The 23120-nt window shown below is 61.8% G+C and carries 26 protein-coding genes; 10 read left to right on the top strand and 16 right to left on the bottom strand.

The annotated features are described in order from the left end of the window. Positions 1–493: 493 nt before the first annotated feature. Positions 494–661 (top strand): hypothetical protein, encoded by a 168-nt coding sequence (locus KW838_RS28900; protein ID WP_173900862.1) that lies wholly within the window; start codon positions 494–496, stop codon positions 659–661. Positions 662–727: 66 nt separating this feature from the next. Here the strand turns inward: KW838_RS28900 and dmpG are convergent, their stop codons facing one another. Genes dmpG through KW838_RS28880 form a run of 4 tightly spaced genes read right to left on the bottom strand, consistent with a single transcriptional unit; the run spans position 728 to position 4333 of the window. After that, positions 728–1762, bottom strand: coding sequence for a 4-hydroxy-2-oxovalerate aldolase (gene dmpG, locus KW838_RS28895; protein WP_102702278.1), 1035 nt, complete (start codon positions 1760–1762; stop codon positions 728–730). A 13-nt stretch (positions 1763–1775) separates the two neighbouring features. Then, a complete protein-coding gene (locus tag KW838_RS28890; RefSeq protein WP_102702277.1) occupies positions 1776–2684 on the bottom strand; it encodes an acetaldehyde dehydrogenase (acetylating) in 909 nt (302 codons plus the stop codon). Positions 2685–2702: 18 nt separating this feature from the next. Then, complete coding sequence (locus KW838_RS28885; RefSeq protein WP_218504337.1) at positions 2703–3494, bottom strand: fumarylacetoacetate hydrolase family protein; 792 nt, start codon at positions 3492–3494, stop codon at positions 2703–2705. Then, positions 3491–4333, bottom strand: coding sequence for an alpha/beta fold hydrolase (locus KW838_RS28880; protein WP_218504336.1), 843 nt, complete (start codon positions 4331–4333; stop codon positions 3491–3493). Before KW838_RS28880 ends, KW838_RS28885 begins: the two co-directional genes overlap by 4 nt. Positions 4334–4565: 232 nt before the next feature. Between KW838_RS28880 and KW838_RS28875 the strand changes: the two genes are divergently transcribed. Together KW838_RS28875 and KW838_RS28870 are read left to right on the top strand one after the other, a co-directional pair. Continuing rightward, positions 4566–5336 (top strand): SDR family oxidoreductase, encoded by a 771-nt coding sequence (locus tag KW838_RS28875; protein WP_218504335.1) that lies wholly within the window; start codon positions 4566–4568, stop codon positions 5334–5336. Between the two features lie 82 nt (positions 5337–5418). Then, the gene (locus KW838_RS28870) at positions 5419–5916 is read left to right on the top strand and encodes an SRPBCC family protein (protein ID WP_218504334.1); all 498 of its coding nucleotides are present in this window, start codon (positions 5419–5421) and stop codon (positions 5914–5916) included. Between the two features lie 310 nt (positions 5917–6226). Here the strand turns inward: KW838_RS28870 and KW838_RS28865 are convergent, their stop codons facing one another. The 7 genes from KW838_RS28865 to KW838_RS28835 are packed head-to-tail and all read right to left on the bottom strand — an operon-like array spanning position 6227 to position 11899. Continuing rightward, positions 6227–6661 carry a nuclear transport factor 2 family protein gene (locus tag KW838_RS28865; RefSeq protein WP_218504333.1) on the bottom strand — a complete coding sequence of 145 codons (435 nt, stop codon included), beginning with the start codon at positions 6659–6661 and terminating at the stop codon, positions 6227–6229. Beyond that, positions 6658–7047, bottom strand: a complete 390-nt coding sequence (locus KW838_RS28860) for a steroid Delta-isomerase (RefSeq protein WP_218504332.1) — start codon at positions 7045–7047, stop codon at positions 6658–6660. The genes KW838_RS28865 and KW838_RS28860 overlap by 4 nt, the downstream gene beginning before the upstream one ends. Then, entirely contained in the window at positions 7048–8250 is a 1203-nt protein-coding gene (locus KW838_RS28855) for an acetyl-CoA C-acyltransferase (protein ID WP_218504331.1), read from the bottom strand. A 29-nt stretch (positions 8251–8279) separates the two neighbouring features. Continuing rightward, entirely contained in the window at positions 8280–8738 is a 459-nt protein-coding gene (locus tag KW838_RS28850) for a MaoC family dehydratase (RefSeq protein WP_218504330.1), read from the bottom strand. Between the two features lie 2 nt (positions 8739–8740). Beyond that, entirely contained in the window at positions 8741–9523 is a 783-nt protein-coding gene (locus tag KW838_RS28845; RefSeq protein ID WP_095967437.1) for an SDR family oxidoreductase, read from the bottom strand. A 13-nt stretch (positions 9524–9536) separates the two neighbouring features. Further along, positions 9537–10730: an acyl-CoA dehydrogenase family protein gene (locus KW838_RS28840; protein ID WP_218504329.1), complete on the bottom strand. Its 1194-nt coding sequence runs from the start codon at positions 10728–10730 to the stop codon at positions 9537–9539. Further along, entirely contained in the window at positions 10727–11899 is a 1173-nt protein-coding gene (locus tag KW838_RS28835) for an acyl-CoA dehydrogenase family protein (protein WP_218504328.1), read from the bottom strand. The genes KW838_RS28840 and KW838_RS28835 overlap by 4 nt, the downstream gene beginning before the upstream one ends. A gap of 172 nt (positions 11900–12071) precedes the next feature. Between KW838_RS28835 and KW838_RS28830 the strand changes: the two genes are divergently transcribed. After that, complete coding sequence (locus KW838_RS28830) at positions 12072–12716, top strand: YceH family protein (protein WP_218504327.1); 645 nt, start codon at positions 12072–12074, stop codon at positions 12714–12716. 335 nt (positions 12717–13051) lie between these two features. Here KW838_RS28830 and KW838_RS28825 read toward each other — a convergent pair whose 3' ends face one another. Next, the gene (locus KW838_RS28825; protein ID WP_218504326.1) at positions 13052–13570 is read right to left on the bottom strand and encodes a cupin domain-containing protein; all 519 of its coding nucleotides are present in this window, start codon (positions 13568–13570) and stop codon (positions 13052–13054) included. Positions 13571–13579: 9 nt separating this feature from the next. Then, the gene (locus tag KW838_RS28820; RefSeq protein ID WP_015094240.1) at positions 13580–14398 is read right to left on the bottom strand and encodes a shikimate 5-dehydrogenase; all 819 of its coding nucleotides are present in this window, start codon (positions 14396–14398) and stop codon (positions 13580–13582) included. A 246-nt stretch (positions 14399–14644) separates the two neighbouring features. Between KW838_RS28820 and KW838_RS28815 the strand changes: the two genes are divergently transcribed. The 3 genes from KW838_RS28815 to KW838_RS28805 all read left to right on the top strand — a co-directional run bounded on the left by KW838_RS28815 (position 14645) and on the right by KW838_RS28805 (position 16054). Further along, positions 14645–15010, top strand: a complete 366-nt coding sequence (locus KW838_RS28815; protein WP_218504325.1) for a hypothetical protein — start codon at positions 14645–14647, stop codon at positions 15008–15010. A 542-nt stretch (positions 15011–15552) separates the two neighbouring features. After that, positions 15553–15747 (top strand): hypothetical protein, encoded by a 195-nt coding sequence (locus KW838_RS28810; protein WP_095967441.1) that lies wholly within the window; start codon positions 15553–15555, stop codon positions 15745–15747. Between the two features lie 115 nt (positions 15748–15862). Beyond that, the gene (locus KW838_RS28805) at positions 15863–16054 is read left to right on the top strand and encodes a hypothetical protein (RefSeq protein WP_218504324.1); all 192 of its coding nucleotides are present in this window, start codon (positions 15863–15865) and stop codon (positions 16052–16054) included. On the opposite strand, the gene KW838_RS28800 is transcribed toward KW838_RS28805, so the two are convergent. After that, positions 16051–17112 carry an AI-2E family transporter gene (locus tag KW838_RS28800; protein ID WP_218504323.1) on the bottom strand — a complete coding sequence of 354 codons (1062 nt, stop codon included), beginning with the start codon at positions 17110–17112 and terminating at the stop codon, positions 16051–16053. The two genes, KW838_RS28805 and KW838_RS28800, sit on opposite strands and share 4 nt — an antisense overlap. Positions 17113–17271: 159 nt before the next feature. On the opposite strand from KW838_RS28800, the gene yegQ reads away from it, so the two are divergent. Then, positions 17272–18597: a tRNA 5-hydroxyuridine modification protein YegQ gene (gene yegQ, locus KW838_RS28795; RefSeq protein WP_102701861.1), complete on the top strand. Its 1326-nt coding sequence runs from the start codon at positions 17272–17274 to the stop codon at positions 18595–18597. Positions 18598–18730: 133 nt separating this feature from the next. Here the strand turns inward: yegQ and KW838_RS28790 are convergent, their stop codons facing one another. Further along, a complete protein-coding gene (locus KW838_RS28790; protein WP_104447912.1) occupies positions 18731–19594 on the bottom strand; it encodes a LysR substrate-binding domain-containing protein in 864 nt (287 codons plus the stop codon). Between the two features lie 96 nt (positions 19595–19690). Between KW838_RS28790 and KW838_RS28785 the strand changes: the two genes are divergently transcribed. Further along, entirely contained in the window at positions 19691–20602 is a 912-nt protein-coding gene (locus KW838_RS28785) for a DMT family transporter (RefSeq protein ID WP_218504322.1), read from the top strand. Between the two features lie 156 nt (positions 20603–20758). Here the strand turns inward: KW838_RS28785 and KW838_RS28780 are convergent, their stop codons facing one another. After that, positions 20759–21469 (bottom strand): FadR/GntR family transcriptional regulator, encoded by a 711-nt coding sequence (locus KW838_RS28780; RefSeq protein ID WP_007976831.1) that lies wholly within the window; start codon positions 21467–21469, stop codon positions 20759–20761. Positions 21470–21749: 280 nt separating this feature from the next. Here KW838_RS28780 and KW838_RS28775 point away from each other — a divergent pair, with 280 nt between their 5' ends. Next, positions 21750–23096, top strand: coding sequence for an MFS transporter (locus KW838_RS28775; protein ID WP_218504321.1), 1347 nt, complete (start codon positions 21750–21752; stop codon positions 23094–23096). The last annotated feature ends 24 nt before the right edge of the window (positions 23097–23120 follow it).

Raw genomic sequence — 23120 nt, 5'->3', positions numbered from 1 at the left:
CTCTCGATTCCAGGGCATGGTCAGGCACCTCCTGACCGTATTTCATACCTGTAAACGATGTCTCCGGTTTAAAACGTAAAGGATGTCTCCGGTTTCTACCCGAGCAAGCCCGCTCCCACAGGGGATTGCAGCCAGACGAAAATCCCGGAAACGCAAAGTAACCTGTGGGAGCGAGCCTGCTCGCGAAGGGGCCGGCACATTCAACATCCACGTCGCCTGATACACCGCTTTCGCGAGCAAGCCCGCTCCCACAGGGGATTGCAGCCAGACGAAAATCCCGGAAACGCCAAGTAACCTGTGGGAGCGAGCCTGCTCGCGAAGGGGCCGGCACATTTAACATCCATGTCGCCTGATACACCGCTTTCGCGAGCAGGCTCGCTCCCACAGGGGTTGCGGAGCTCTCAAGCCATCAACTAGTCCATTCGGACGAAGCCGCTCGCGAGTCGCCGCCATAACCTGTCTCTACAACAATAAAACCGTGTCGAGACTCATCATGCGCAAATCCACTTGTGCTCTATTCATCATCGTCTGTGCAGGCGCGTCCACCAGCCTGTGCCAACTGTTCAAAAACGAAGCCTATCGACCGACCACGGCGTATTTCAGTTGTGCGAGCGCGGCGATCAATTGCTATCCACCACTGGTGCGTAATCTGTTGCCTTAAGCGCAAGATTTCACCGGCCATAAAAAAACCACCGAATCATCGGTGGTTTTTTCGTTGCTTCAAGGATCAGGTTGGCAATACCCCACGGGCCCGCGACAAGGTCAACGCCAGGTCTTCGATCATGTCTTCCTGACCACCCACAGTCCCGCGCCGGCCCAGTTCCACCAGCAGCTCCCGCGCCGCAATCCCGTACTTCTGCTCGGCGCGCTTGGCGAACAGCAGGAACGAGCTGTAGACCCCGGCGTAACCCAGGGTCAGCGCATCGCGGTCCAGGCGGATCGGCTGGTCCATCATCGGCACCACCAGGTCTTCGGCCACGTCCATGATTTTGTACAGATCCACGCCGCTGTTGACACCCATGCGCTCCAGCACCGCGACGAACACTTCCAGCGGCGTATTGCCCGCACCCGCGCCAAGGCCCGCAACAGACCCGTCGATGCGTGCTGCACCGGCCTCGATGGCGGCCAGGGAGTTGGCGATGGCCATGCCCATGTTGTGGTGGCCGTGGAAACCGACTTCGGTCCCGGCGTTCAGGCCGGCGCGCAGGGCACCGATCTTTTGCGTCACTTCATCGGGCAGCATGTAGCCGGCCGAGTCGGTGCAATAGATGCAGTTCGCGCCATAGCTTTCCATCAGCCGCGCCTGCTCCAGCAGTTTTTCCGGGCTGACCATGTGCGCCATCATCAGGAAGCCGACGGTGTCCAGGCCCATCTTCGCCGACATGCCGATGTGCTGGCCGGACACGTCCGCTTCGGTGCAGTGAGTGGCGACGCGAATGGTCGAGACCCCATGCTCATGGGCCATTTTCAGGTGGTCGAGGGTGCCGATCCCCGGCAACAACAGGGCCGAAACCTTGGCCTGTTTCATCTGCGGGATCACCGCAGCGAAGTACTCTTCGTCGCTGTGGGCCGGGAAGCCGTAGTTCAGCGACGCACCGCCCAGGCCATCGCCGTGGGTGATTTCGATCAGCGGCACACCGGCCGCATCGAGGCCGGTGGCCACCGAGACCATTTGTTCAATGCTGATCTGATGCTGTTTGGCGTGCATGCCGTCGCGCAGGCTCATGTCATGCAGACGGACGCTCTTACCTTGCAAATTCATGGCAATTCTCCACTCAACGGACGGGCAGTTGCAGGGTGCCCTTGTGGGCTTCTTCGGCGAACATCTCGGCCGTGCGCAATCCGGCGGCGGTCATGATGTCGAGGTTGCCGGCGGACTTGGGCAGGAAATCGCCGAGGCCTTCGACTTCGATGAAGATCGACACCTTGCGCCCGTCGAACACCGGCCCGTTGATCAACTTGTAGCCGGGCACATAGCGCTGCACCTCGCGAACCATGTCCAGCACCGAGGTGCGGATCGCATCCTGGTTCGGCTCGTCATCGGTCAGGCAGTGGATGGTGTCGCGCATCATCAACGGCGGCTCGGCCGGGTTGATGACGATGATGGCTTTACCGCGTCGGGCACCGCCGATCTTCTCCACCGCACCGGCCGTGGTGCGGGTGAATTCGTCGATGTTCTGCCGGGTGCCCGGGCCGACCGAACCGGACGACACGGTGGCAACGATTTCGCCGTAGCTCACCGGCTGCACCCGCGACACCGCCGCCACCATCGGGATGGTCGCCTGGCCACCGCAGGTGACCATGTTGACGTTCATCGCCAGGCTCGACGCGTGCTCCTTGAGGTTGACCGGTGGCACGCAGAACGGGCCGATGGCCGCCGGCGTGAGGTCGATCATGATCACCCCGAGCTCGTTGAGCTTGCGGCTGTTTTCCGCGTGCACGTAGGCGGAGGTGGCGTCGAAAGCGATGCGAATATCATCGTCGAGCACGTGCGGCAGCAAGCCGTCGACTCCTCCGGCGGTGGTTTTGATGCCCATTTCCCGGGCACGTTTCAGGCCTTCGGATTCGGGGTCGACGCCGACCATCCATACCGGCTCGATCCATTGTGATCGACACATTTTCATCAGCAGATCGGTGCCGATATTGCCCGGGCCGATAATGGCCGCTCTGAGTTTTTTGCTCATGGGGTCAAACTCCAAAAGTCAGGCGCAGAAAGACACCCGGGCACTGCCCAGGCCATCGATGGTCAGAGAAAAACGGTCGCCGGCTCGGGCCGGTTCCAGTGGCACAAGAGAGCCGGACAAGATGATTTCCCCGGCCTTGAACGGAATGCCGAACGCGCCCAGGGTGTTGGCCAGCCAGGCCACCGCCGTCAATGGATTGCCCTGCACTGCCGAACCCAGGCCTTCGCTCAGGGGTTCACCGTTCTTGAACACACGCATGCGCAAGTTCGGCAGATCCAGCTCGCGGGGGTCGACCTGGCTGTCGCCCAGCACGAACACGCCGCAGGAAGCGTTGTCTGCGACCGTGTCCTGGATGCGGATGCGCCAGTCGTGAATCCGTGAGTCGACGATCTCGAAGCACGGCATCACGTATTCGGTGGCGGCCAGTACATCGGCCTCGGTGATGCCCGGGCCGACCAGGTCGTGCTTGAGCTTGAAGGCGATTTCGCCCTCGGCGCGGGGCTGGATCAGTTTGTTGGCGGACAGGGAAATTTGCGCATCGTCATCGAACGACATCTGCCGGGTGATGAAACCGAAATCCGGTTGATGCACGTTGAGCATCTGTTGCACCGCCGCCGAGGTCACGCCGATCTTCTTGCCGACGATCTGGTCACCGGCCGCGACCCGACGCTCAATGGCGTACAGGGAAATGTGATAGGCGTCTTCGATGCTGATCGACGGCCAACGTTCGGTCAGCGGCGCCAGGGTGGAGCCGCTGAGCAGCGCCTGATAAAGCTCTTCGCCGAACTCACGGCGCAATTGCACGCTCATCCGCGGGCCTCCTGAAGAAACGCCAGGCACTGGCTGTTGAAATAGTCACGGTGCTCGACCTGAACCCAATGCCCGCACTCGCTGAGCATCACGAAACGGATTCTGGAACAGTTTTCGAGCATGGTCCGGGCACCGGAGGACGGGCAGAACTTGTCGTTCATGCCCCAGAAACCGAGGATCGGGCACCGCAACTCCCCCAGGCGCGACGTCATGTTCGGCACCTGCATGGTCGACAGCACGCACACCGGCTGCTGTTGCACCACGGCCACCCGCTCGTTCACCGTCTCGTCGCTGATCAGGCTTTCGTCGAACAGCTGCAGGGCCAGCAGACGACGCATGCCCGCCGCATCGTTCAGCTCACCCTTGGCGAAGGCCGCGCCCATTTTCTGGATGCCTTCCATCTGCAGGTAATACTGTTCCTTTTCCATCAGGCCACCGGGCGCCATCAGCACCAGCCGGCTGACACGCTGCGGTTGGTCGAGGGCCAGTTTGATCGCGATCGCGCCGCCCAACGAGTTACCGACCAGCACACAACGCTGGATGTCGAGGGCATCGAGCAAACCGCTCAGGGCTGCGACAAAGAAGTCCAGGGTGTACAGGGTGTCGGGCTTGTCCGAGGCGCCGTAGCCCGGCAGGTCAGGCACGATCACCCGGTAACCGGCCTCGGCAAACACCGGGTAGTTCTGCTTGAAGTTGCTGTGACCGCTGGCGCCCGGTCCGCTGCCATGGATGAAGATCACCGGCTCGCCGTTGCCGCCATCCTTCCCGCTTATATCCACATAGCGCAGCTGCAAACCATCCGGCAGCGTAACGAAGTGCCCTTGCGCTGAAGCGCCCATAAGGTGTCCTCCCGGCCTGTTGTTGTAGCTGGATTATTCAGACGGCCCGGGCGCGCAACATCGTCCGACAGGACTACGCCCCTGTAGGAGCGAGCCTGCTCGCGAAAAACGCCAGGACACCGTGGGGCATCAGGTTTTACGCGACACCGTTCCTAGTCTCATCGGACGTTGGATTACGGGGACCACAGACCTAGCATCGATGGCATTCCCGAGCGGCAAAAAGAGAACTCCCATGCTTGATCCAATGGACTTTCGCGGCAAAGTGGTACTGGTCACCGGCGGTGGCAAAGGTGTGGGGCGCGGCATCAGCCAGCGCTTTCTCGACGGCGGCGCCGAGGTGGTGATCTGCGGTCGCGAAGCCCCGCCATCCGTACCTGCCAGCGGCGGGCGCGAGGCGCTGTTCGTGCACTGCGACCTGCGAGACGTCGAACAATCCGGGCGCTTGATCGCACAGATCGTCGAGCGTTTCGGCCGCCTCGATGTGCTGGTCAACAACGCCGGCGGCTCACCGAATGCCGACGCGGCCACCGCGTCTCCCCGTTTCAGCGAAGCGATCATTCGCTTGAACCTGATTGCGCCACTGAACCTGTGCCAGCAGGCCAACCAGGTGATGCAGGCCCAGGCCGACGGCGGTGCGATCATCAACATCTGCAGCGTCAGCGCCACCCGCCCCTCCCCCGGCACCGCCGCCTATGGCGCGGCCAAGGCCGGTCTGCTGAACCTGACCACCTCGCTGGCGGTGGAATGGGCGCCGAAGGTGCGGGTCAATGCGGTCACCGCCGGGCTGATTCTCACCGAGCAGGCGGCCATGCATTATGGTGACGACGCGGGCATTGCCCGGGTGGCGGCGACCATTCCATTGCAACGTCTGGCGACCCCGGAGGACATTGGCGATACCTGCCTGTACCTGGCGTCGTCTTTGGCCCGTTATGTCAGCGGCGCGGACATTGCGGTGCACGGTGCCGGCGAGCGACCGGCGTTTCTCGACGCGGCACAATCCTGAAAAGATCGCAGCCTGCGGCAGCTCCTACAGTGAAACGAGGCTGCGATCTTTCAAGCATTCGAATAACAAAAGGAGTTCCGACATGCCCGCAATCGCCAGCCACAGCGTCCCGCTCGACCTCACGCTACAAGCCGCCTGGACCAAACTGCGCGACCTGAGCCTCGCCCCGCACTATGTTCCGGGGCTGACCGGCTGCCAGTTTCATCCCGGCGCAACGGAGGGTGTCGGCGCCAGTCGCCGTGTGTTGCGCAAGGGCGGTCAGTACCTGGATGAAAGCGTGATGCAGTGGCAGGAAGGCACGGGGTTCGTGCTGCTATTGCACAAAGGCAGCAATGGTTCGCCCTTTCCGTTACGCGAGGCCAGCTTCAGCTATGCCCTGCAAGCCGAGGGCGACACGACCCGCATCACCCTGCAAATGCGTTACAGCCTACGCGGTGGCAGGTTGGCAGAGTGGTTGCTGGCCAAGGCCTTCAACAAGGTAGTGAGGCAGATTGCCGAGAACCTCAAGGCGTACTACGAAACCGGCCGGACACAGAATCCGGATATGACATTGAGCACATCCAACATTGATGTCGCCTGACACGCCGTCTTCGCGAGCAGGCTCGCTCCCACAGGGGGATGGGGCTGTACGCCAATGCCAGGCTCACCACAAAAAACTGTGGGAGCGAGCCTGCTCGCGAAGAGGTCGGCACATCCAACATTAATGCCGTCTGACACACCGCCTTCGCGAGCAGGCTCGCTCCCACAGGGGGATGGGGTTGTACGCTAATGCCAGGCTCACCACAAAAAACTGTGGGAGCGAGCCTGCTCGCGAAGAGGTCGGCACATCCAACATTAATGCCGTCTGACACACCGCCATCGCGAGCAGGTTCGCTCCCACAGGGGCCACCTCAGGAACGCACCACTTCCGAGTGAGCGGTAAACCGGGTGGCGACGATCTTCCATTGGCCGGCGATACGCTGGTAACGGTCCTGATAGAATCCACCTAACTGCCGCGTCGCCCCGCTCTCGCCATCCAGGTTGAAATACCACAGGGCCCAACGGCCCTGGGCCTGATCCTCGTTCAGCACCTCGATTTCCGGGTTGGCGCCATGATGCAGGTCGATCACCCGCTCATGGCAGGCCAGTTCGCGGTACAGCGCGACAAAACTGTCGCGCTCACGAAAGATCCCCAACGGACCGTAATCGATCAGCACTTCACCGTCGGCAAAGCAGTCGGCAATCACCTCGACCTGCTTGAGGTCGCAGGCATTGAGGTAGCGATGCTTGAGCTGGCGGATGTCCTCCAGCGCTTCCAGGCGGGCGATCCGCTGTTCCAGGTTCATGCATCACCTCGCGCAGTTACGTTAACTTCACTCCAGTAGGCTTTCATCGAGCGGACCTGGCCATCGGCATCGAACTCCATCACGTCGATCACATGCAGCGAGCACGGTTGCCCGCCCCACTCCATGTCGACCCGGAACGGCATCGCCCCGCAACCGTTGAGCGTCGCGCGCACCGGGCCGGTCCGGGTTGCCGAGACCTTCATCGCCCCCAGGCCTTCACGATAAAAGCGCGCGATGGCGTCGATGCCCTGCAACGGCGCCTGGCCGACCGGGTCCTCAACGGTGGCGTCTTTGGCGTAGAGCGCGAGGATGCCCTCGATGTCGCCGGCATCCACCAGCTCCACATAACGTGCCATGGTCGCCTGGATCTGCTCTGCGCTGATCATTCAGACCACCTCGAACAGGGCGGCGGCGCCCATGCCGCCACCGATGCACATGCTCACCACCACATAGCGCAAACCGCGACGCTGGCCTTCGATCAGCGCATGGCCAACCATCCGCGCCCCGGACATGCCAAACGGATGACCGATGGAAATCGCCCCGCCGTTGACGTTCAGGCGCTCGGCGGGAATGCCCAGGGTGTCGCGGCAGTACAGCACCTGACAGGCGAACGCTTCGTTCAACTCCCATAGGCCGATGTGGTCCATGGTCAGGCCGTGGCGCTTTAGCAGCTTGGGAATGGCGTAGACCGGGCCGATGCCCATCTCGTCGGAGTTGCAACCGGCGACGGCCATGCCGCGATAGATCCCCAGCGGTTCCAGGCCACGCTTCTCGGCCATTTTCGCGCTCATCAACACCGAGGCGGACGCGCCGTCGGACAACTGCGAGGCATTGCCGGCGGTGATGAAACGCCCCTTGTCGCTCCACTGACCGCCCGGCCATACCGGCTCCAGCGCCTTCAGGCTTTGCAGGGTGGTGTCGATGCGGTTGCACTCGTCGCGCAGCAAGGTGACGGATTCATAACCGGTTTCGCCGGTGGCCTTGTCGAACAGTGCCTTGCGGCTGGCCAGCGGCGCGAGCTCGCGGTCGAAGCGCCCGGCGCTCTGGGCCTGTGCGGTACGCAGCTGACTCTGGTAGCTGTACTCGTCCTGCTCGTCGCGGGAGATGCCATAACGTGCGGAGACGATCTCGGCGGTTTCGATCATCGGGATGTAGGCGTGCGGGTCCAGCTCGATCACTGAAGCCGACTGGTTGCGATAGAGGTTCTTGTGCTTGTTCTGCACCAGGGAAATCGACTCCAGGCCACCGGCCACGGCGATGTCGATTTCGTCGCACATGATGCCTTTGGCGGCCATGGCGATGCTCATCAGGCCCGACGAGCACTGGCGCTCGACGGCCATCCCGGCAACCGATGCCGGCAAGCCGCCGGCAATCGCGCACAGGCGCCCCAGGTTGTAGGACTGCGTGCCCTGCTGCGCCGCGGCGCCAATGATCACGTCGTCCACTTCACCCGGCTCGATGCCGGCGCGACGCACGGCTTCGCGCACCACATGGCCGCCCAGTTGCGGCGCCTCGGTGTCATTGAACGCACCGCGAAAGGCCTTGCCGATCGGAGTACGGGCGGTCGAAACGATGACGGCTTCTTTCATGCTGGATTCCTCGAAAATGCTGTTGAAGGTCAGGCCGGGTAATAGCGACTGATGGTGTCGACCACACAGCCGGGACGTTCCTCGCCGTCGATGTCGACGCTGACGCGGATGGTCGCCTGCACGCCGCCCTTCACTTCCTCGACCGCGATCAATTGCGCACTGCCGCGTACCCGCGAACCGACGCGCACCACCGAGGGGAAGCGCACCCGCTCGCAGCCGTAGTTGACGCCCATGGCCAGGCCACGGACTTCGACGATCTGCGGCAGGAACAGGTTGACCAGCGACAGGCTCAGGTAGCCATGGGCGATGCAGGCGCCAAACGGGCCATCGGCGGCCTTGAGCGGATCGACGTGAATCCACTGGTGATCGCCGGTGGCGTCGGCGAACAGGTCGATGCGGTCCTGCTCCAGCAGCAGCCAGTCGCTGACGCCGAGCGATTGGCCAACGGCCTCGAACAGAGCCATCGGCGTGTCGAAAATTCGTGGCATGGTCACGCCCTCTGGCTGGATACCGACAACACTTCGCCGGTCATGTAGGAGCTGTAGTCGCTGGCCAGGAACATCATCACGTTGGCCACTTCCCAGACTTCGGCGGCGCGGCCGAAGGCTTCGTTGGCGGCGAGTTGATCGAGCACCGCCTGGGGCGCGGACTTGCGCAGGAAATCGTGCAGGGCGATGCTCGGGCTGACCGCGTTGATGCGGATGCCGTAGTCGGCAGCTTCGACCGCTGCACAGCGAGTCAGCGCCATGACGCCGGCCTTGGCCGCGGCGTAGTGCGACTGTTCTTTCTGCGCGCGCCAGCCCAGTACCGAGGCGTTGTTGACGATGACCCCGGCACGCCGCTCCATCATTTTCGGCAGCATGGCGCGGGTCATGCGCATGGTGCCGGTGAGCGTCACATCCAGCACCCGGTTCCACTCTTCGTCGCCCATCTCCACCAGCAGGCGCGAGCCGCCGAGGCCGGCGTTGTTGATCAGCACGTCGACGCCTTGCAGATCGCGCTCGGCGCAGGCAATCAGCTGCTGCACCTGGGTTTCGTCGGCGACGTTGCAGACCTGGCCGAAGACCTGCTGCAGCCCGGTGGTTTCGCGAATTTTCAGCACTGCTTCGGCCAACCGGCCTTCATGGATGTCGCTGATCATCAGCGCCCGGCAACCTTCCTCGGCAGCCCTCACGGCAGCGGAAAAACCGATGCCGGCACCGGCGGCGGCGGTGATCAGTACCGACTTGCCGCGCAGCAGGCCGCGACCTTCAACATATTGAGGTACAGACATGAACTCTCTCCTTTCAGGCGCGCGGACGCGGCTCTTTGGGCATGCCCAAGGCACGCTCGGCGATGATGTTGCGCTGGATTTCGTTGCTGCCGCCGTACAGGGTGTCGGCGCGGCTGAACAGGTACAGCGACTGCAAACGGGTCAGTTGGTAGGGCGCCGCTTCGAGCAATTCCGCTTCGGCGCCGAGCACGTCCATCGCCAACTTGCCGAGGCTGGCGTGCCAGGTCGACCAGAACAGCTTGTAGATGGTCGCCTCCTTGCGCAGCGAACCGTCCTGGCTACCCGAAAGCATGCGCAGCGAGTTGTAGCGCATGATCCGCAACCCGCTCCAGGCTTCGGCCAGGCGCTGGCGCAGGATCGGATCGCGGTCGGCACCGTTGGCTTTAGCGATGGCGATGATTTCGTTGAGTTCGTTCTGAAACTGCATCTGCTGGCCGAGGGTTGACACACCGCGCTCGAAACCCAGTAGCGCCATGGCGATCTTCCAGCCGTCGCCCGGCGCGCCGATGATGTTGGCGGCGTCGGTGCGGGCATCGTCGAAGAACACTTCGTTGAACTCCGAGGTGCCGGTCAGTTGCTCGATAGGCCGCACGGTGATTTGCGCCTGGGCCATCGGCACCAGCAGGAACGACAGGCCGCGATGGCCGAGGCTGCCAGGTTCAGTACGAGCGATGACAAAGCACCAGTCCGATTCGTGGGCCAGGGAGGTCCAGACTTTCTGGCCATTGATCACCCATTGGCCGCTCGCCTCATCCAGCGTGGCGCGGGTCTTGACGTTGGCCAGGTCGGAACCGGCGCCCGGCTCCGAATAGCCCTGGCACCAGAACGACGTGCCGCTGACGATCCCCGGCAAAAAGCGCTGTTGCTGTTCAACCGTGCCGAACGCGGCAATGGTCGGCCCGGCCAGCCCTTCGCCGATATGCCCCATGCGACCGGGGCCGCCGGCGCGGGCATATTCTTCGTGGAAAATCACTTGCCGGGTGATCGACAAGCCACGCCCGCCATGTTCCGGCGCCCAGCCGACGCAGGTCCAGCCACCCTCGGCGAGCTTGCGCTCCCAGGCTTTGCGCTCTTCGGGAAACATGTGCTCGTCGCCCGGACCGCCGCGAAAACGCAGGGCCTCGAACTCACCGCAAAGGTTGGCGCTCATCCAGTCGGCCACTTCCTGGCGGAAGCGTTCGTCCTGCTCGCTGAAACTGATTTTCATGGCTGCTCTCCAAGAATCACCGAAGCAATGCGCTCGCGATGCCAGGCCGGTAGCCCGAGGAAACTCTCGCTGGCGCGGGCGCGCTTGAAGTAGAGGTGCGGGTCGTATTCCCAGGTGAAACCGACGCCGCCGTGCAACTGGATCGACTCGGACGCGCAGTGGAAATAGGTCTCGGAGCACTGCGCCTTGGCCAGCGCCGCCGCCAGCGGCAGTTCGGCCGCGACCTGCGGATCCCCCTGGGGATCGAGAACTTCCTGGGCCACGCACGCGGCGTAGTAGCTGGCCGATCGCGCGCATTCGACTTGCAGCATCATGTCGGCGGCGCGGTGCTTGAGGGCCTGAAAACTGGCAATCGGGCGCCCGAACTGCTGGCGTTCCTGCATGTAGGCCACGCTGAGGTCGAGCACCTGCTGCGCGCCGCCGGTCTGCTCGGCAGCCAGGCCGATGCAGGCCAGTTGCAGGACGCGCTCAAGGTGCGGCCAGCCGTGACCGAACTCACCCAGCAGCGCGCCAGCTTCAAGGTACAGACCCTTGAGCTGGATCCGCGCCTGGCGCCGGGTCTGGTCCATGGTTGGCAGCATTTGCCGCTCGATGCCGGCCTGTGCTGCGTTCACGACAAACAGGCTGATGCCCTTTTCGCCAGTGGTTCCGGGTTGTCGTGCGGCAATGATCAATAGATCAGCGCCATGGCCGTCGAGTACATGCTTGAGGGTGCCATCGAGGATGAACCCGTCGCCTTCGGCCACCACAGTTGCCTGGACATCGTCGGCCGACCAGCCGTTGGCACTGCTGAACGCCAGGGTCGCGGTCACGCTGCCATCGGCAATCGACGGCAACCAGCGCTGTTTCTGTTCATCATTGGCGGCCAGCAACAGCGCGGGTGTGGCCATGCAGGCGGTGGCGAAAAACGGTGAGCACAGCAAACGCCGGCCCATCTGTTCCAGCAGGATCGTCAGCTCGACAAAGCCGAGGCCAAGTCCACCGTAGGTTTCGGGGATATGAATGGCGGGCCAGTACATTTCCTGGCACAACCGCTGCCAGAGGGCTTCGTCAAAACCCCGTTCACTGACCATTGCCGCGCGCACGGCGGCAGAATCCGAAACATCGGCGAGGAAGCCCTCGGCCGATTCGCGGATCATTTCCTGTTCGTCGCTGAATGCAAACTCCATCGCGGCGCCTTCTGCTCGTTTGGCGGGGCGCGCGTGGCGCAACACCCCTTTGAGCATGAAGTCTGGCGCCAGCCGGTCGCGGCAGAATCGTTAGCCTTGCCTAGTCCGAACGGGCGATGTCAAAGTGCGCTCACGCAAGTGAAAAACATGAATCAGCTAAGGATGCAGAACCATGAGCACTGAGCAAGAGACGACTTTCGACGAACCGCGGCTCAACAGTACGGAAATTCGCATTCTGGGTTCGTTGATCGAGAAACAGGCCACCAGCCCGGAAACCTATCCCCTGACCCTCAATGCCCTGGTGATCGCCTGCAACCAGAAAACCAGCCGCGAGCCGGTGATGAACCTGACGCCGGGCCAGGTCGGCCAGAGCCTGCGCGCGCTCGAAGGACGCGGCTTCACAAGGCTGGTGATGGGCAGCCGTGCCGACCGTTGGGAACACAAGGTCGACAAGGCCCTGGAACTGGTGCCGGCGCAGGTGATCCTGACCGGGCTGATGTTTCTGCGCGGCCCGCAGACCGTCAATGAGCTGCTGACTCGCAGCGGCCGCATGCATGAATTCGAAGACGCCGAACAGGTCGTGCATCAACTCGAACGCCTGATTGCCCGGGGCCTGGCCGTGCTGATACCGCGTCAGGCCGGCCAGCGCGAAGACCGCTATACCCACGCCCTGGGCGACCCGGCGGATATCGAGGCGATCATGGCGGCACGGCAAAACCCGGTCGAACGTGGCAACAGCGGGGTTTCGGTAGAACGGATCGAAGAACTGGAAGCGCGGATTGCGGCGCTGGAAGAAAGACTGGCTCGGCTCGAATAGCCTGGAGGTTTGCCAGGCACAAAACCTGTGAGCTGGCTGGCATGTGTGATTGACACAAAACCTGTGGGAGCGGGCTTGCTCGCGAAAGCGGATTGTCAGTCACATCAATGCTGGATGAGCCGACGCTTTCGCGGGCAAGCCCGCTCCCACAGTGGATCTGTGGGCTGGCTGGCATGTGTGATCGACACTGAACCTGTGGGAGCGAGCCTGCTCGCGAAAGCGGATTGTCAGTCACATCAATGCTGGATGAGCCGACGCTTTCGCGGGCAAGCCCGCTCCCACAGTGGATCTGTGGGCTGGCTGGCATGTGTGATCGACACTGAACCTGTGGGAGGTTACTCCCCGTCCCAGTAATCCACCCCATCCGCCTGCCGGGCCACCGCAACAAATCCGGATGCATTGCCCTCGGCATCGACCTTGAAGTCATCCATCACGGCATATTTGCCGGAATCCGGGTATTCGCAAATCTCCGGTGATTGCTGGGTGCTGACCGCCAGATACCGCAACTCGCCGTTGCTGGTATTGATGATCTGATGGGCCTTTTCAGGCCCCCCCGGTGGACAGGCGATCACATCGCCGGCACGGATTGGAAAACGCTCGTCTCCCAGGCGGACCTGCCCTTCCCCGGCCACGACGTAGAACATTTCCTCATTGACCCGATGGCTGTGAAACGGACTGCCGCGCATGCCCGGCTCCAGCACATACAGGCGATAACCCAGCTTTTGTGCCCCCAGCAGTTGACCGACACGGGCCAGACGCTGCTGATAGCGACCGGCGGTTTCACCGGTCGGTGCAAACGCTTCGGGCAGCGGTTCAAGCTCGACGGTGTTCAAATTGAGAATGGGCGGATGCATGGACACCTCCTAGCTGCGGGCAAACGCCACGGCCTTCTGGAATTGCTCATCCGTCGGCCGTACACCGGTATAGAGCACAAATTGCTCCAGCGCCTGGATCGCGATCACTTCCAGCCCGGTGATGACCCGCTTGCCTTCGGCACGGGCACGCACGATCAACGGCGTTTCCGAGGGGATCGCCACCACATCGAAGACAGTTTCCGCCTTTTCGATCACATCGCCCTCAAAGGCCAGTTGCTCGGCCTCCGGCCCTCCCGTCATGCCGATCGGGGTGACATTGACCAGCATCTGCGGGCGACGACTGCCCAGCTCTGCCTGCCACTCATAGCCCAACGACTGCGCCAGCGCCTGTCCGGCGCGCTCGTTGCGGGCCACGATCAGGCCGTTCTCGTAGCCGCCATCGCGCAAGGCGCTCGCCACGGCCTTGGCCATGCCGCCGCTGCCGCGCAGGGCAAAGGTCGAGTCCTTGGGCACCTGGTGTTTTTCCAGCAACTGGGCCACGGCGATGTAATCGGTGTTGTAGGCCTTGAGATGACCGTCGGTGTTGACGATGGTGTTGATCGATTGAATAGCGGCGGCAGAGGCGTCGAGTTCATCCACCAGGGCAATGCAGGCTTCCTTGAACGGCATCGACACCCCACAACCACGAATGCGCAGGGCGCGAATGCCGGCGACGGCGCCCGGCAGGTCCTGGCTGGCAAAGGCCTTGTAGTAGAAGTTCAGGCCCAGTTGTTCATACAGATGATTATGAAAACGCAGGCCAAAGTTCCCGGGGCGCCCTGAAAGGGACATGCACAGCTGGGTGTCTTTGTTGGGGTTCATCTGCATGGCAAAGCTCCTTCAAATGCACTTTTCGGATGGACGGGATTAGCCGTCCATCTGGATCTGATCGATCATGAAAGCCTGGACGCACGGGCTTGACCAGGTCGGTAAGAAAGTCGGTACAGACCTTACACAAAATTTACCTGGCGGCCGTGCTGTTTTTCGAAAAAACGCTGTCTTAGAAGTATCCCCGCGACAATCCCTGGGTCTATTGCAGGCACAGGCGCCGGGCTGAAGAACCGAGGAACTATCATGATCCGTAAAATCCCCACAGTAGCCTTGCTGATCGGCGCCCTCGCTATCGCGGGACAGGCGCAAGCCCATGGTGGTGGTAATTACTGGCAGGGTCCGGCGGTGTTTGGCGCGATTGTCGGTACTGCCATCGTAGGTTCGGCTCTGATCAATGCCAACCGCCCGGTCTATGTCGCGCCGCAACCGGTCTACGCCCCACCGCCTCCGGTTTATTACGCGCCACCGCCCCCGGTTTACTACCAGCCGGCCCCGGTCTACGTGCAGCAACCGATCTACTACCACCCGGCCCCGGTTTACTACGGACCACCCCGTGGTTACTACGGCCCGCCACGCGGCTACTACGGCCCGCGACACGGCCGCTGGTAACGAACTCATCAAGCCCCGCTGAAACAGCGGGGCTTTTTTATGGGACTTCACGGAATCCCGGGCATCTGTAGGAGCTGCCGAAGGCTGCGATCTTTTGATTTTGCTTTTGCGATCTGGAGATTGCTGAAGATCAAGATCAAAAGATCGCAGCCTCCGGCAGCTCCTACAGGGGAACACGTGCACCACCAAGCAACTAGGCCGAGCTTGCTCCGGGCGGCGTTCCGACGAAAAACCTGAGAGCACCGCGGGGTGTCAGGCTCCCCCGCATCATCGTTGACCGCCATCGCGAGCCAGCTCGCTCCTACAGGTATCGGTGTTCCCCCGCGGTGCGTGAACAACCTTTTTTATGCCCGTTGATCGGTGCAGGTCTGGATAAATCTCGCCAAGGTCGCTATCGGGACAGTGCGCGCGGCAGAATCGGGCAAGATGGACTCGACCGGTTTTCTGCCGTGTGGCAAAAAACGGTCATATTTTTGTCATGACAGATCCGCAAGCTCGGTGCTGTCCGTCGAAAACAGGTTGATAACAACAAGGACGACCACATGCCAACGCAAAACCCGCACCGCATCGTCGGTCTGTGCACCTCCAGCAAGGTGTACAACGCACTGACCGAACTCAAGCACCTGGAAGGTCATCGCAGCGCCAAGTTTCTCTCGCTGCTGACGCAAAACCTGGTGCGCAAGGGCCTGCTCAACGAGCAGGAAGTGGTGAACATGCTCGATCAGGTGGTCAGCTGACCGACCAACGGTCGTTTGCCCCCGCTGGCATCAATGACCACTATTGAAAGCGTTGATTACTCCTCGAGGCACCCGGACTTTAAAGTAGCTCCACAGATTGATGGAGGTACTTTTCATGTCCCAGGTTCAGATCATGTCCGTTATCGGCAGCGCCGTCCCCGCACAGCTCAGAGAGCTGGGCATGCTCGCCTGCTGGTATCTGGTGCAGGACGGTGTGCAGATCAGCGGCCCGCTCACTTCCTTGCCCGCCGCCCGTGAGCTGTCGCAACGCATCGGCACCGGCCAGCCCGGCAGGTTCAGCGCCTAAGGCAGCTGCACCCGCGGTTTGGTTTCGATGAAAATGTCCCAGCTGGACATGAACAGGGCCGCGATCAACGGGCCGATGACAAAGCCGTTCAGCCCGAAAATCGCCAGGCCGCCGAGGGTCGAGATCAGGATCATGTAGTCCGGCATCCGGGTGTCCTTGCCCACCAGAATCGGTCGAAGCACGTTATCCACCAGGCCGATCACGAAGATCCCGAACAATCCCAGCACCACGCCCTGCCAGATGGCCCCGGTGAGCAGGAAAAACGCCGCCACCGGCACCCAGACAATCCCCGCCCCCACCGCCGGCAACAGCGACAGAAACGCCATCAACACCGCCCAGAGCAATACGCTGGGAATGTCCAGGAACCAGAAAATCAGGCCACCCAGCGCGCCTTGTGTGATCGCCACCAGCAGGTTGCCCTTCACCGTGGCCCGTACCACACGATTGAACTTGAGCTGCAAACGACGTTTCTGCTGTTCCTCCAACGGCACCGCCGCACGCACCTTGCGCGCCAGTTCCGCGCCGTCGCGCAGGAAGAAGAACAGCAGGTACAGCATGATGAAGAAACTGACGATGAACTCGAACGTGCCCTGGCCAAAAATGAAGGCCTTGGCGGCCAGTTCCTGCCCGCCGGTCATCGCACTCTTGACGATTTTCTCTCGCAGCCCGTTCAGCTCGCCCATACCGAAGCGGTCCAGCAGTTGCTGGAAATACGGCGGCAGGATGTGCTTGAACTGCGTCACGTACCCGGCGATGTCCAGTTCGCCGCTCTCGATGTTCTTGTAGAGCGCGACCCCCTCCTGGACCAGGAGGCTGCTGAGGACTATCACTGGCAGGATCGCGATCAACAGGCAGATGCTCAGCGTGAGCAGTGACGTGAGGTTGCGCTCCCAGCCGAACTTCAGCTGCAGCCGCCGTTGCAGCGGAGCAAAGAGGATGGCGAGGATTACCGCCCAGAACGCCGCGCCGTAGAACGGCAGCAGGATCCAGATGAAGGCGACGCTTACCACGGCCAGAAGGATGGTCAGCGATCTGTCTTTCAGGGTTTCTTCGTTCATATCCGATCCATGCCCGCCGGGACGCAACACTTGGGCCCTGATGTTTAGTCCGCTACGGCTCGCGCGAGTGCCATCTCTTTGTTGATCAGACATGGATCCAGATCAATAAACGCTCGGCACGGGGCGTTTACCCTGCGCGGTTTTTACGACGACACCGCCATGAACCTCACCGCGCCAGAACTGCTCGCCCCCGCCGGCACCCTGAAAAACATGCGTTATGCCTTCGCCTACGGCGCCGATGCCGTGTACGCCGGCCAGCCGCGCTACAGCCTGCGGGTGCGCAACAACGAATTCGACCACGCCAACCTCGCCCTCGGCATTCGCGAGGCCCAGGCGCAGGGCAAGCGCTTCTACGTGGTGGTGAACATCGCGCCGCACAACGCCAAGCTCAAGACCTTCCTCAAGGACCTTGAACCGGTGATCGCCATGGCCCCCGATGCGCTGATCATGTCCGACCCCGGCCTGATCATGCTGGTGCGCCGGCACTACCCGCAGATGCCGGTCCACCTTTCGGTGCAGGCCAATACCGTGAACTGGGCAAGTGTCGAGTTCTGGCAGCAGCAAGGCTTGAGCCGGATCATCCTGTCGCGGGAGCTGTCGCTGGAAGAGATCGCCGAAATCCGCGAGCAAGTGCCAGCCATGGAACTGGAAGTGTTCGTGCATGGCGCATTGTGCATGGCCTATTCCGGGCGCTGCCTGCTGTCGGGGTACATGAACAGGCGCGACGCCAATCAGGGCAGTTGCACCAATGCCTGTCGCTGGAAATATTCGGCGCAACCGGCCACGGAAAACCAGCTCGGCGAGATCGTGCAGGCATTCGATCCCGAACCGACCCTGGGCATCGGCGCGCCCACCGATCAGGTGTTCCTGTTGCAGGAAGCCAATCGTCCCGGCGAACAGATGCCCGCCTTCGAAGACGAACACGGCACGTACATCATGAACGCCAAGGACTTGCGCGCCGTGCAGCACGTCGAACGCCTGACACGGATGGGCGTGCACTCGCTGAAAATCGAAGGCCGGACCAAATCGCACTTTTATTGCGCGCGCACCACCCAGGTTTATCGCCGGGCCATCGACGACGCGGTGGCGGGCCGGGCCTTCGATCGCGGCCTGATGACCGACCTGGAATCCCTCGCCCAGCGCGGCTACACCGAAGGTTTTCTGCGGCGGCATGTGCATGACGAATACCAGAACTACCAGAACGGCAGCTCGGTGTCGGAACGGCAACAGTTTGTCGGTGAGCTGACCGGGCAGCGTCGGGATCGCCTGGCCGAGGTCAAGGTGAAAAACCGCTTCGGCGTGGGCGACCACATGGAGCTGATGACGCCCAAGGGCAACTTCCACTTCGATCTGCATCAGTTGCAGAACGCCAAGGGTGGAGCGATCGACGTTGCACCGGGGGATGGGCACACGGTGTATTTGCCGATACCGGATGCGGTGGATCTGCAGTTTGGTTTGCTGATGCGGGACGTAGGTGTGAACTGACCTTCAAATACACACAAAACCCTGTGGGAGCGAGCTTGCTCGCGATAGCGGTTTATCAGTCAATATTGTTAGCGACTGACACTCCGTCATCGCGAGCAAGCTCGCTCCCACAGGCTCTCCCACAGGTACTGCGTCAGGCAAATTCCTCGCGGAGCATCGCCACGAACGCCTCACGCGCCGGGTGCACCCCGGCGTTTTCGTGCCAGTAAAACAGGTTGTCGACGGCGGTCAGCTCAGGGAACTCAAACCCCGCGCATCCCGCGCCTTTGGCGTATTGGTCGAAGATCCCCTTGGGCACCAGCGCCACGCCGGCCCCAGCGCTGACGCAACCGACAATCGCGCCATAACTGGCCAGGCTGACAATCGGCAGTGCCTGCCCCTGTCGCAACAACCAATGCTCCAGCGCCGCCCGGTACGGACAGCCCTGGGGCCACATGAACACGGTCTGGTCCTGCAAATCGCTGATGTCGCGCAATGGCCCCAGGGATGTCGAGGCGATCAGCAGCAATTCTTCGCGATACATCGGCGTGCGCTTGAGGTGCGAACGCTCGACATCCACCGCCACGATGGCGCCGTCGAGCTTGTGATTGAGCGTGTCATCGAGCAGTTGCCCCCAGGCGCCGGTGGTCAGCTCCAGCGCCACCTGCGGGAAACGCTTGTGGAATTTCGCCAGCAGACGCGGCAATCGCCCGGTGGCCGACGACTCGATGGCACCGATGCGCAACGGCCCTGAGGGTTCGGCCGAAGGATCGACCGCGCGCTTGGCCTCGGCGGTCAGGGCGAGAATTTTCGAGGCGTAGGCCAGGAAGGTCTGCCCCGACGGGCTGATGCGCAACCCTCGGCCTTCGCGCAGGAACAGCGCGACGCCCAGCTCAGCCTCGAGGGCCTTGATCCGTGCCGTGATGTTGGACGGCACGCAATGCAGCAGTTCGGCCGCGCGGGCAATGCTGCCGACGTCGGCCACGGTCTTGAACATGCGAATCTGCGCCAGCTCCATACATCACCCATAGTGAACGGTTAGCGCAGTATAAGTCAGTTGTGGCGAACGATGCGCTTTCTGATACTCCGTGCATCAGCCCACAGGTGCACGACCATGACGCAGCTCACACCCTCCCCCGCTTCACCCTGGAAAATCATTCTGGCCATGGCGTTTGTCGTGGCGTGCTGGGGCTATTCCCCGACCGGCATCCATATCGGTTTGCAGGCCTACGACCCCGTGCACCTGGCACTGCTGCGCTTCCTGCTGGCCTCCGTGTTCATGGCCGTGGTCGCGGTCATCAAAGGCATCCGCCTGCCCAGCCTGCGAGACTTGCCGCTGATGTTCGGCCTGGGTTTCTTTGCCGTGAGCCTGCATCACGTGGCGATCAACTTCGGGCAGCAGGGAGTCAGCGCTGGCGCTTCGAGCGTCCTGGCCCAGACCACGCCGCTGTTCAGCACATTGATCGCGCGCTTCGTGTTCAAGGATCAGGTGAGCCTGTGGCGCTGGGGTTGTGTGCTGCTCGGGTTGTTTGGCGTGGTGATAGTGGTAGCGGGCGATCATGGCCTGGGCAGCATTTACGCCCACGGCTTGTTGATCCTGCTGGCGGCGGTGTCCTGGAGCCTCTACTTTGCCCTGCAAAAACATCACACCGGGCGTTACGACGGGCTGACGCTGGTGTGCTACACGGTGTGGTCCGGTACGGTGCTGTTGTTGATTTTTCTGCCCGGCCTTGTGGATCAAGTCGCCCTGGCGCCGATGCGCGTGCAGTGGGCGGTGATTGCCCTGGGGATATTCCCCAGCGCCCTGGCGTACCTGGCCTGGGCCTATGTGCTGGCGCATGTCGATTTGAGCCGGGCGACCATGACGCTGTATTTGACGCCGCCGACGGCGATGGTGATTGCGTCTTATGCGCTCGGCGAACGGCCGACGTTGATGATAGTGGTCGGCGGGCTGGTGGTGTTGGCGAGTGTGCTGGCGTTGAATCTGGAGCGGCGGGCTGTGGTTGTTCAGGCTGTCAGGGTCTGATTCAGGTTTTTCGCTGTCAGGTCTGGCGCTATCGCGAGCAAGCTCGCTCCCACAGGGTTTCATGGTGGCCGCGGTTCCTGAGCACGACCCAGAACCTGTGGGAGCGGGCTTGCTCGCGAAGAACGATGACTCGGTGTCACTGAAAACCAGACAAACTCAGCTAGCCGAAAACCGGTCGCGACTGTTGGTCAGGTGCAACCACATCGCCGCCCGCGCCGCGTCCGGGTCCTGACGCTTGATGGCATTGAGGATCGCCTCGTGCTCCAGATTGGCCAGCTCGCCGAGCTTGCTCAAGTCCACGGCTCCCCGCTCGGCGGCATTGACCCGGGTGCGCGGGATCATGGCGCTGCCCAGGTGCTGCATGATTTCGGTGAAGCAGACGTTGCCGGTGGCTTCGGCAATCAGCAGATGAAAACGCCGGTCCGCTTCGACACAGCTGTCGTTGTTGGCCAGCAGGCTTTGATAATCGTCCAGCGCTTCACGCATCTGCGCCAGTTGCAGATCGGTGCGGCGAGTTGCCGCCAGCGCCGCCGCCTGGGTTTCCAGGCCCATGCGCAACTCCAGAATGCTGCGCACCCCCAACGCCGTGTCGACATTCAGCCGCAGCCCCTGCTCCGGCGCGCGCTCGATCACGAACGTGCCAATGCCATGCCGGGTCTCCACCAGCCCCGAGGCCTGCAACTTCGAGATCGCCTCGCGCACCACCGTGCGACTGACCCCGTGTTCCTGAACGATGGTGTTTTCTGACGGCAGCTTGTCGCCGGGCAACATCTGGCCGAGCAGGATGCGCTGGGTCAGTTTCTCCACCAGGTCATGGGCCAGGTTGTGGCTGCGCTTGCGGGCGGGTGCTTCGAGGTCTTCTTGCATGAAGGTGTCCGGAAATCAGGGCTATCGAATCGTAGCACCGCGCCGGGCTGGAATCCTGAAAAATCTCGTTTAACTTGTATGACAACACTCAACAAACGGCTCATATTGATTCGTTTTAAAGACCACCTGCCACCGCCACCAGAATAAAAAACCTCTAATACAGCGCCATTTCGTTGAACAAAGGCGGTTGCAAGATCAAAAAATCTAGTTGTATGATGTCTATCAACAACGCAACAACCAGCTTCACCCCGCATAAAAATAACGAGTGGGAGAAAACGCAGTGAATACATCCGTCTCCGGGATGCACGACGACGCCAATTCAGCGCTGAAGTCCGCCATCGCCAAAGTCAAACGTCACGTCTTGCCGCTGTTCGTCATCATGTTCATCGTCAATTACATTGATCGAGTGAACATCGGTTTCGTCCGTGCCCACATGGAACACGACCTGGGCATTGGCGCGGCCGCCTACGGCCTGGGTGCCGGCCTGTTCTTCATCGGTTATGCGCTGTTCGAAGTGCCCTCCAACATCCTTCTGCAAAAAGTCGGTGCACGTATCTGGCTGACGCGGATCATGCTGACCTGGGGCCTGGTCGCCGCGGGTATGGCGTTCATCCAGAACGAAACCCACTTCTATATCCTTCGATTTCTGCTGGGCGTGGCCGAGGCCGGGTTCTTTCCCGGGGTGATCTACTACTTCACCCGCTGGCTACCTGGCGTGGAGCGCGGCAAGGCGATTGCGATTTTCCTCAGCGGCTCGGCGATTGCCTCGCTGATCTCCGGCCCCCTGTCCGGTTTGCTGCTGCAAATCAGCGGACTCGGCATGCATGGCTGGCAATGGATGTACTTCATCGAAGGCATGTTCTCGGTGGGTCTGTGTGTTTTTGTCTGGTTCTGGCTCGACTCCAAACCCCACGATGCCAAATGGCTGAGCCGCGACGAGCAGGACGCACTGGTCAAGGCCATCGACGACGAACAACTGGCCCGCGAAGCCGCCACACCGATCAAGCCGTCGCTGGGCAAGCTGCTCAAGGACCGACAGATCATCCTGTTCTGCCTGATCTACTTCTTCATCCAGCTGACCATCTACGCCGCGACCTTCTGGCTGCCGAGCATCATCAAGAAGATGGGCGACCTCAGCGACTTCCAGGTCGGAATGTTCAACTCGATTCCGTGGCTGCTGTCGATTGTCGGCATGTATGCCTTCGCCTCGTTGTCGGCCAAGTGGAAGCATCAGCAAGCCTGGGTCGCCGCGGCCCTGCTGATCGCCGCTGCCGGGATGTTCATGTCCACCACCGGCGGGCCGGTCTTTGCCTTCGTCGCGATCTGCTTTGCGGCGCTGGGCTTCAAATCGGCCTCGTCGCTGTTCTGGCCGATTCCCCAGGCTTACCTGGACGCACGCATCGCCGCCGGTGTCATCGCGCTGATCAATTCGGTGGGCAACCTCGGCGGTTTCGTCGCGCCAACCACCTTCGGTCTGCTGGAGGAACGCACCGGCTCCATCCAGGGCGGACTCTATGGCTTGGCCGCGACCTCGATCATCGCCGCGATCATTGTCTTTGCCGCACGCAACAAACCCAAGGTCGCCTCCGTCACCGCACCGGGCAAACCAGCGCCCCACCACGCCTGAATCATTGGTTTAAAAGGATAACAA

Source organism: Pseudomonas sp. PDM27 (genome assembly GCF_019219205.1).
Classification (GTDB): Bacteria; Pseudomonadota; Gammaproteobacteria; order Pseudomonadales; family Pseudomonadaceae; genus Aquipseudomonas; species Aquipseudomonas laurylsulfatiphila.
Note: the sequence above shows the minus strand (reverse complement) of the source record. Positions and strands in the feature narration are given on the sequence as shown.

Excerpts from the sequence above, each read along its gene's own strand:
- KW838_RS28900 (WP_173900862.1), top strand. The coding sequence starts at position 494 with ATGCGCAAATCCACTTGTGCTCTATTCATCATCGTCTGTGCAGGCGCG.
- dmpG (WP_102702278.1), bottom strand. The coding sequence starts at position 1,762 with ATGAATTTGCAAGGTAAGAGCGTCCGTCTGCATGACATGAGCCTGCGC.
- KW838_RS28890 (WP_102702277.1), bottom strand. The coding sequence starts at position 2,684 with ATGAGCAAAAAACTCAGAGCGGCCATTATCGGCCCGGGCAATATCGGC.
- KW838_RS28885 (WP_218504337.1), bottom strand. The coding sequence starts at position 3,494 with ATGAGCGTGCAATTGCGCCGTGAGTTCGGCGAAGAGCTTTATCAGGCG.
- KW838_RS28880 (WP_218504336.1), bottom strand. The coding sequence starts at position 4,333 with ATGGGCGCTTCAGCGCAAGGGCACTTCGTTACGCTGCCGGATGGTTTG.
- KW838_RS28875 (WP_218504335.1), top strand. The coding sequence starts at position 4,566 with ATGCTTGATCCAATGGACTTTCGCGGCAAAGTGGTACTGGTCACCGGC.
- KW838_RS28870 (WP_218504334.1), top strand. The coding sequence starts at position 5,419 with ATGCCCGCAATCGCCAGCCACAGCGTCCCGCTCGACCTCACGCTACAA.
- KW838_RS28865 (WP_218504333.1), bottom strand. The coding sequence starts at position 6,661 with ATGAACCTGGAACAGCGGATCGCCCGCCTGGAAGCGCTGGAGGACATC.
- KW838_RS28860 (WP_218504332.1), bottom strand. The coding sequence starts at position 7,047 with ATGATCAGCGCAGAGCAGATCCAGGCGACCATGGCACGTTATGTGGAG.
- KW838_RS28855 (WP_218504331.1), bottom strand. The coding sequence starts at position 8,250 with ATGAAAGAAGCCGTCATCGTTTCGACCGCCCGTACTCCGATCGGCAAG.
- KW838_RS28850 (WP_218504330.1), bottom strand. The coding sequence starts at position 8,738 with ATGCCACGAATTTTCGACACGCCGATGGCTCTGTTCGAGGCCGTTGGC.
- KW838_RS28845 (WP_095967437.1), bottom strand. The coding sequence starts at position 9,523 with ATGTCTGTACCTCAATATGTTGAAGGTCGCGGCCTGCTGCGCGGCAAG.
- KW838_RS28840 (WP_218504329.1), bottom strand. The coding sequence starts at position 10,730 with ATGAAAATCAGTTTCAGCGAGCAGGACGAACGCTTCCGCCAGGAAGTG.
- KW838_RS28835 (WP_218504328.1), bottom strand. The coding sequence starts at position 11,899 with ATGGAGTTTGCATTCAGCGACGAACAGGAAATGATCCGCGAATCGGCC.
- KW838_RS28830 (WP_218504327.1), top strand. The coding sequence starts at position 12,072 with ATGAGCACTGAGCAAGAGACGACTTTCGACGAACCGCGGCTCAACAGT.
- KW838_RS28825 (WP_218504326.1), bottom strand. The coding sequence starts at position 13,570 with ATGCATCCGCCCATTCTCAATTTGAACACCGTCGAGCTTGAACCGCTG.
- KW838_RS28820 (WP_015094240.1), bottom strand. The coding sequence starts at position 14,398 with ATGCAGATGAACCCCAACAAAGACACCCAGCTGTGCATGTCCCTTTCA.
- KW838_RS28815 (WP_218504325.1), top strand. The coding sequence starts at position 14,645 with ATGATCCGTAAAATCCCCACAGTAGCCTTGCTGATCGGCGCCCTCGCT.
- KW838_RS28810 (WP_095967441.1), top strand. The coding sequence starts at position 15,553 with ATGCCAACGCAAAACCCGCACCGCATCGTCGGTCTGTGCACCTCCAGC.
- KW838_RS28805 (WP_218504324.1), top strand. The coding sequence starts at position 15,863 with ATGTCCCAGGTTCAGATCATGTCCGTTATCGGCAGCGCCGTCCCCGCA.
- KW838_RS28800 (WP_218504323.1), bottom strand. The coding sequence starts at position 17,112 with ATGAACGAAGAAACCCTGAAAGACAGATCGCTGACCATCCTTCTGGCC.
- yegQ (WP_102701861.1), top strand. The coding sequence starts at position 17,272 with ATGAACCTCACCGCGCCAGAACTGCTCGCCCCCGCCGGCACCCTGAAA.
- KW838_RS28790 (WP_104447912.1), bottom strand. The coding sequence starts at position 19,594 with ATGGAGCTGGCGCAGATTCGCATGTTCAAGACCGTGGCCGACGTCGGC.
- KW838_RS28785 (WP_218504322.1), top strand. The coding sequence starts at position 19,691 with ATGACGCAGCTCACACCCTCCCCCGCTTCACCCTGGAAAATCATTCTG.
- KW838_RS28780 (WP_007976831.1), bottom strand. The coding sequence starts at position 21,469 with ATGCAAGAAGACCTCGAAGCACCCGCCCGCAAGCGCAGCCACAACCTG.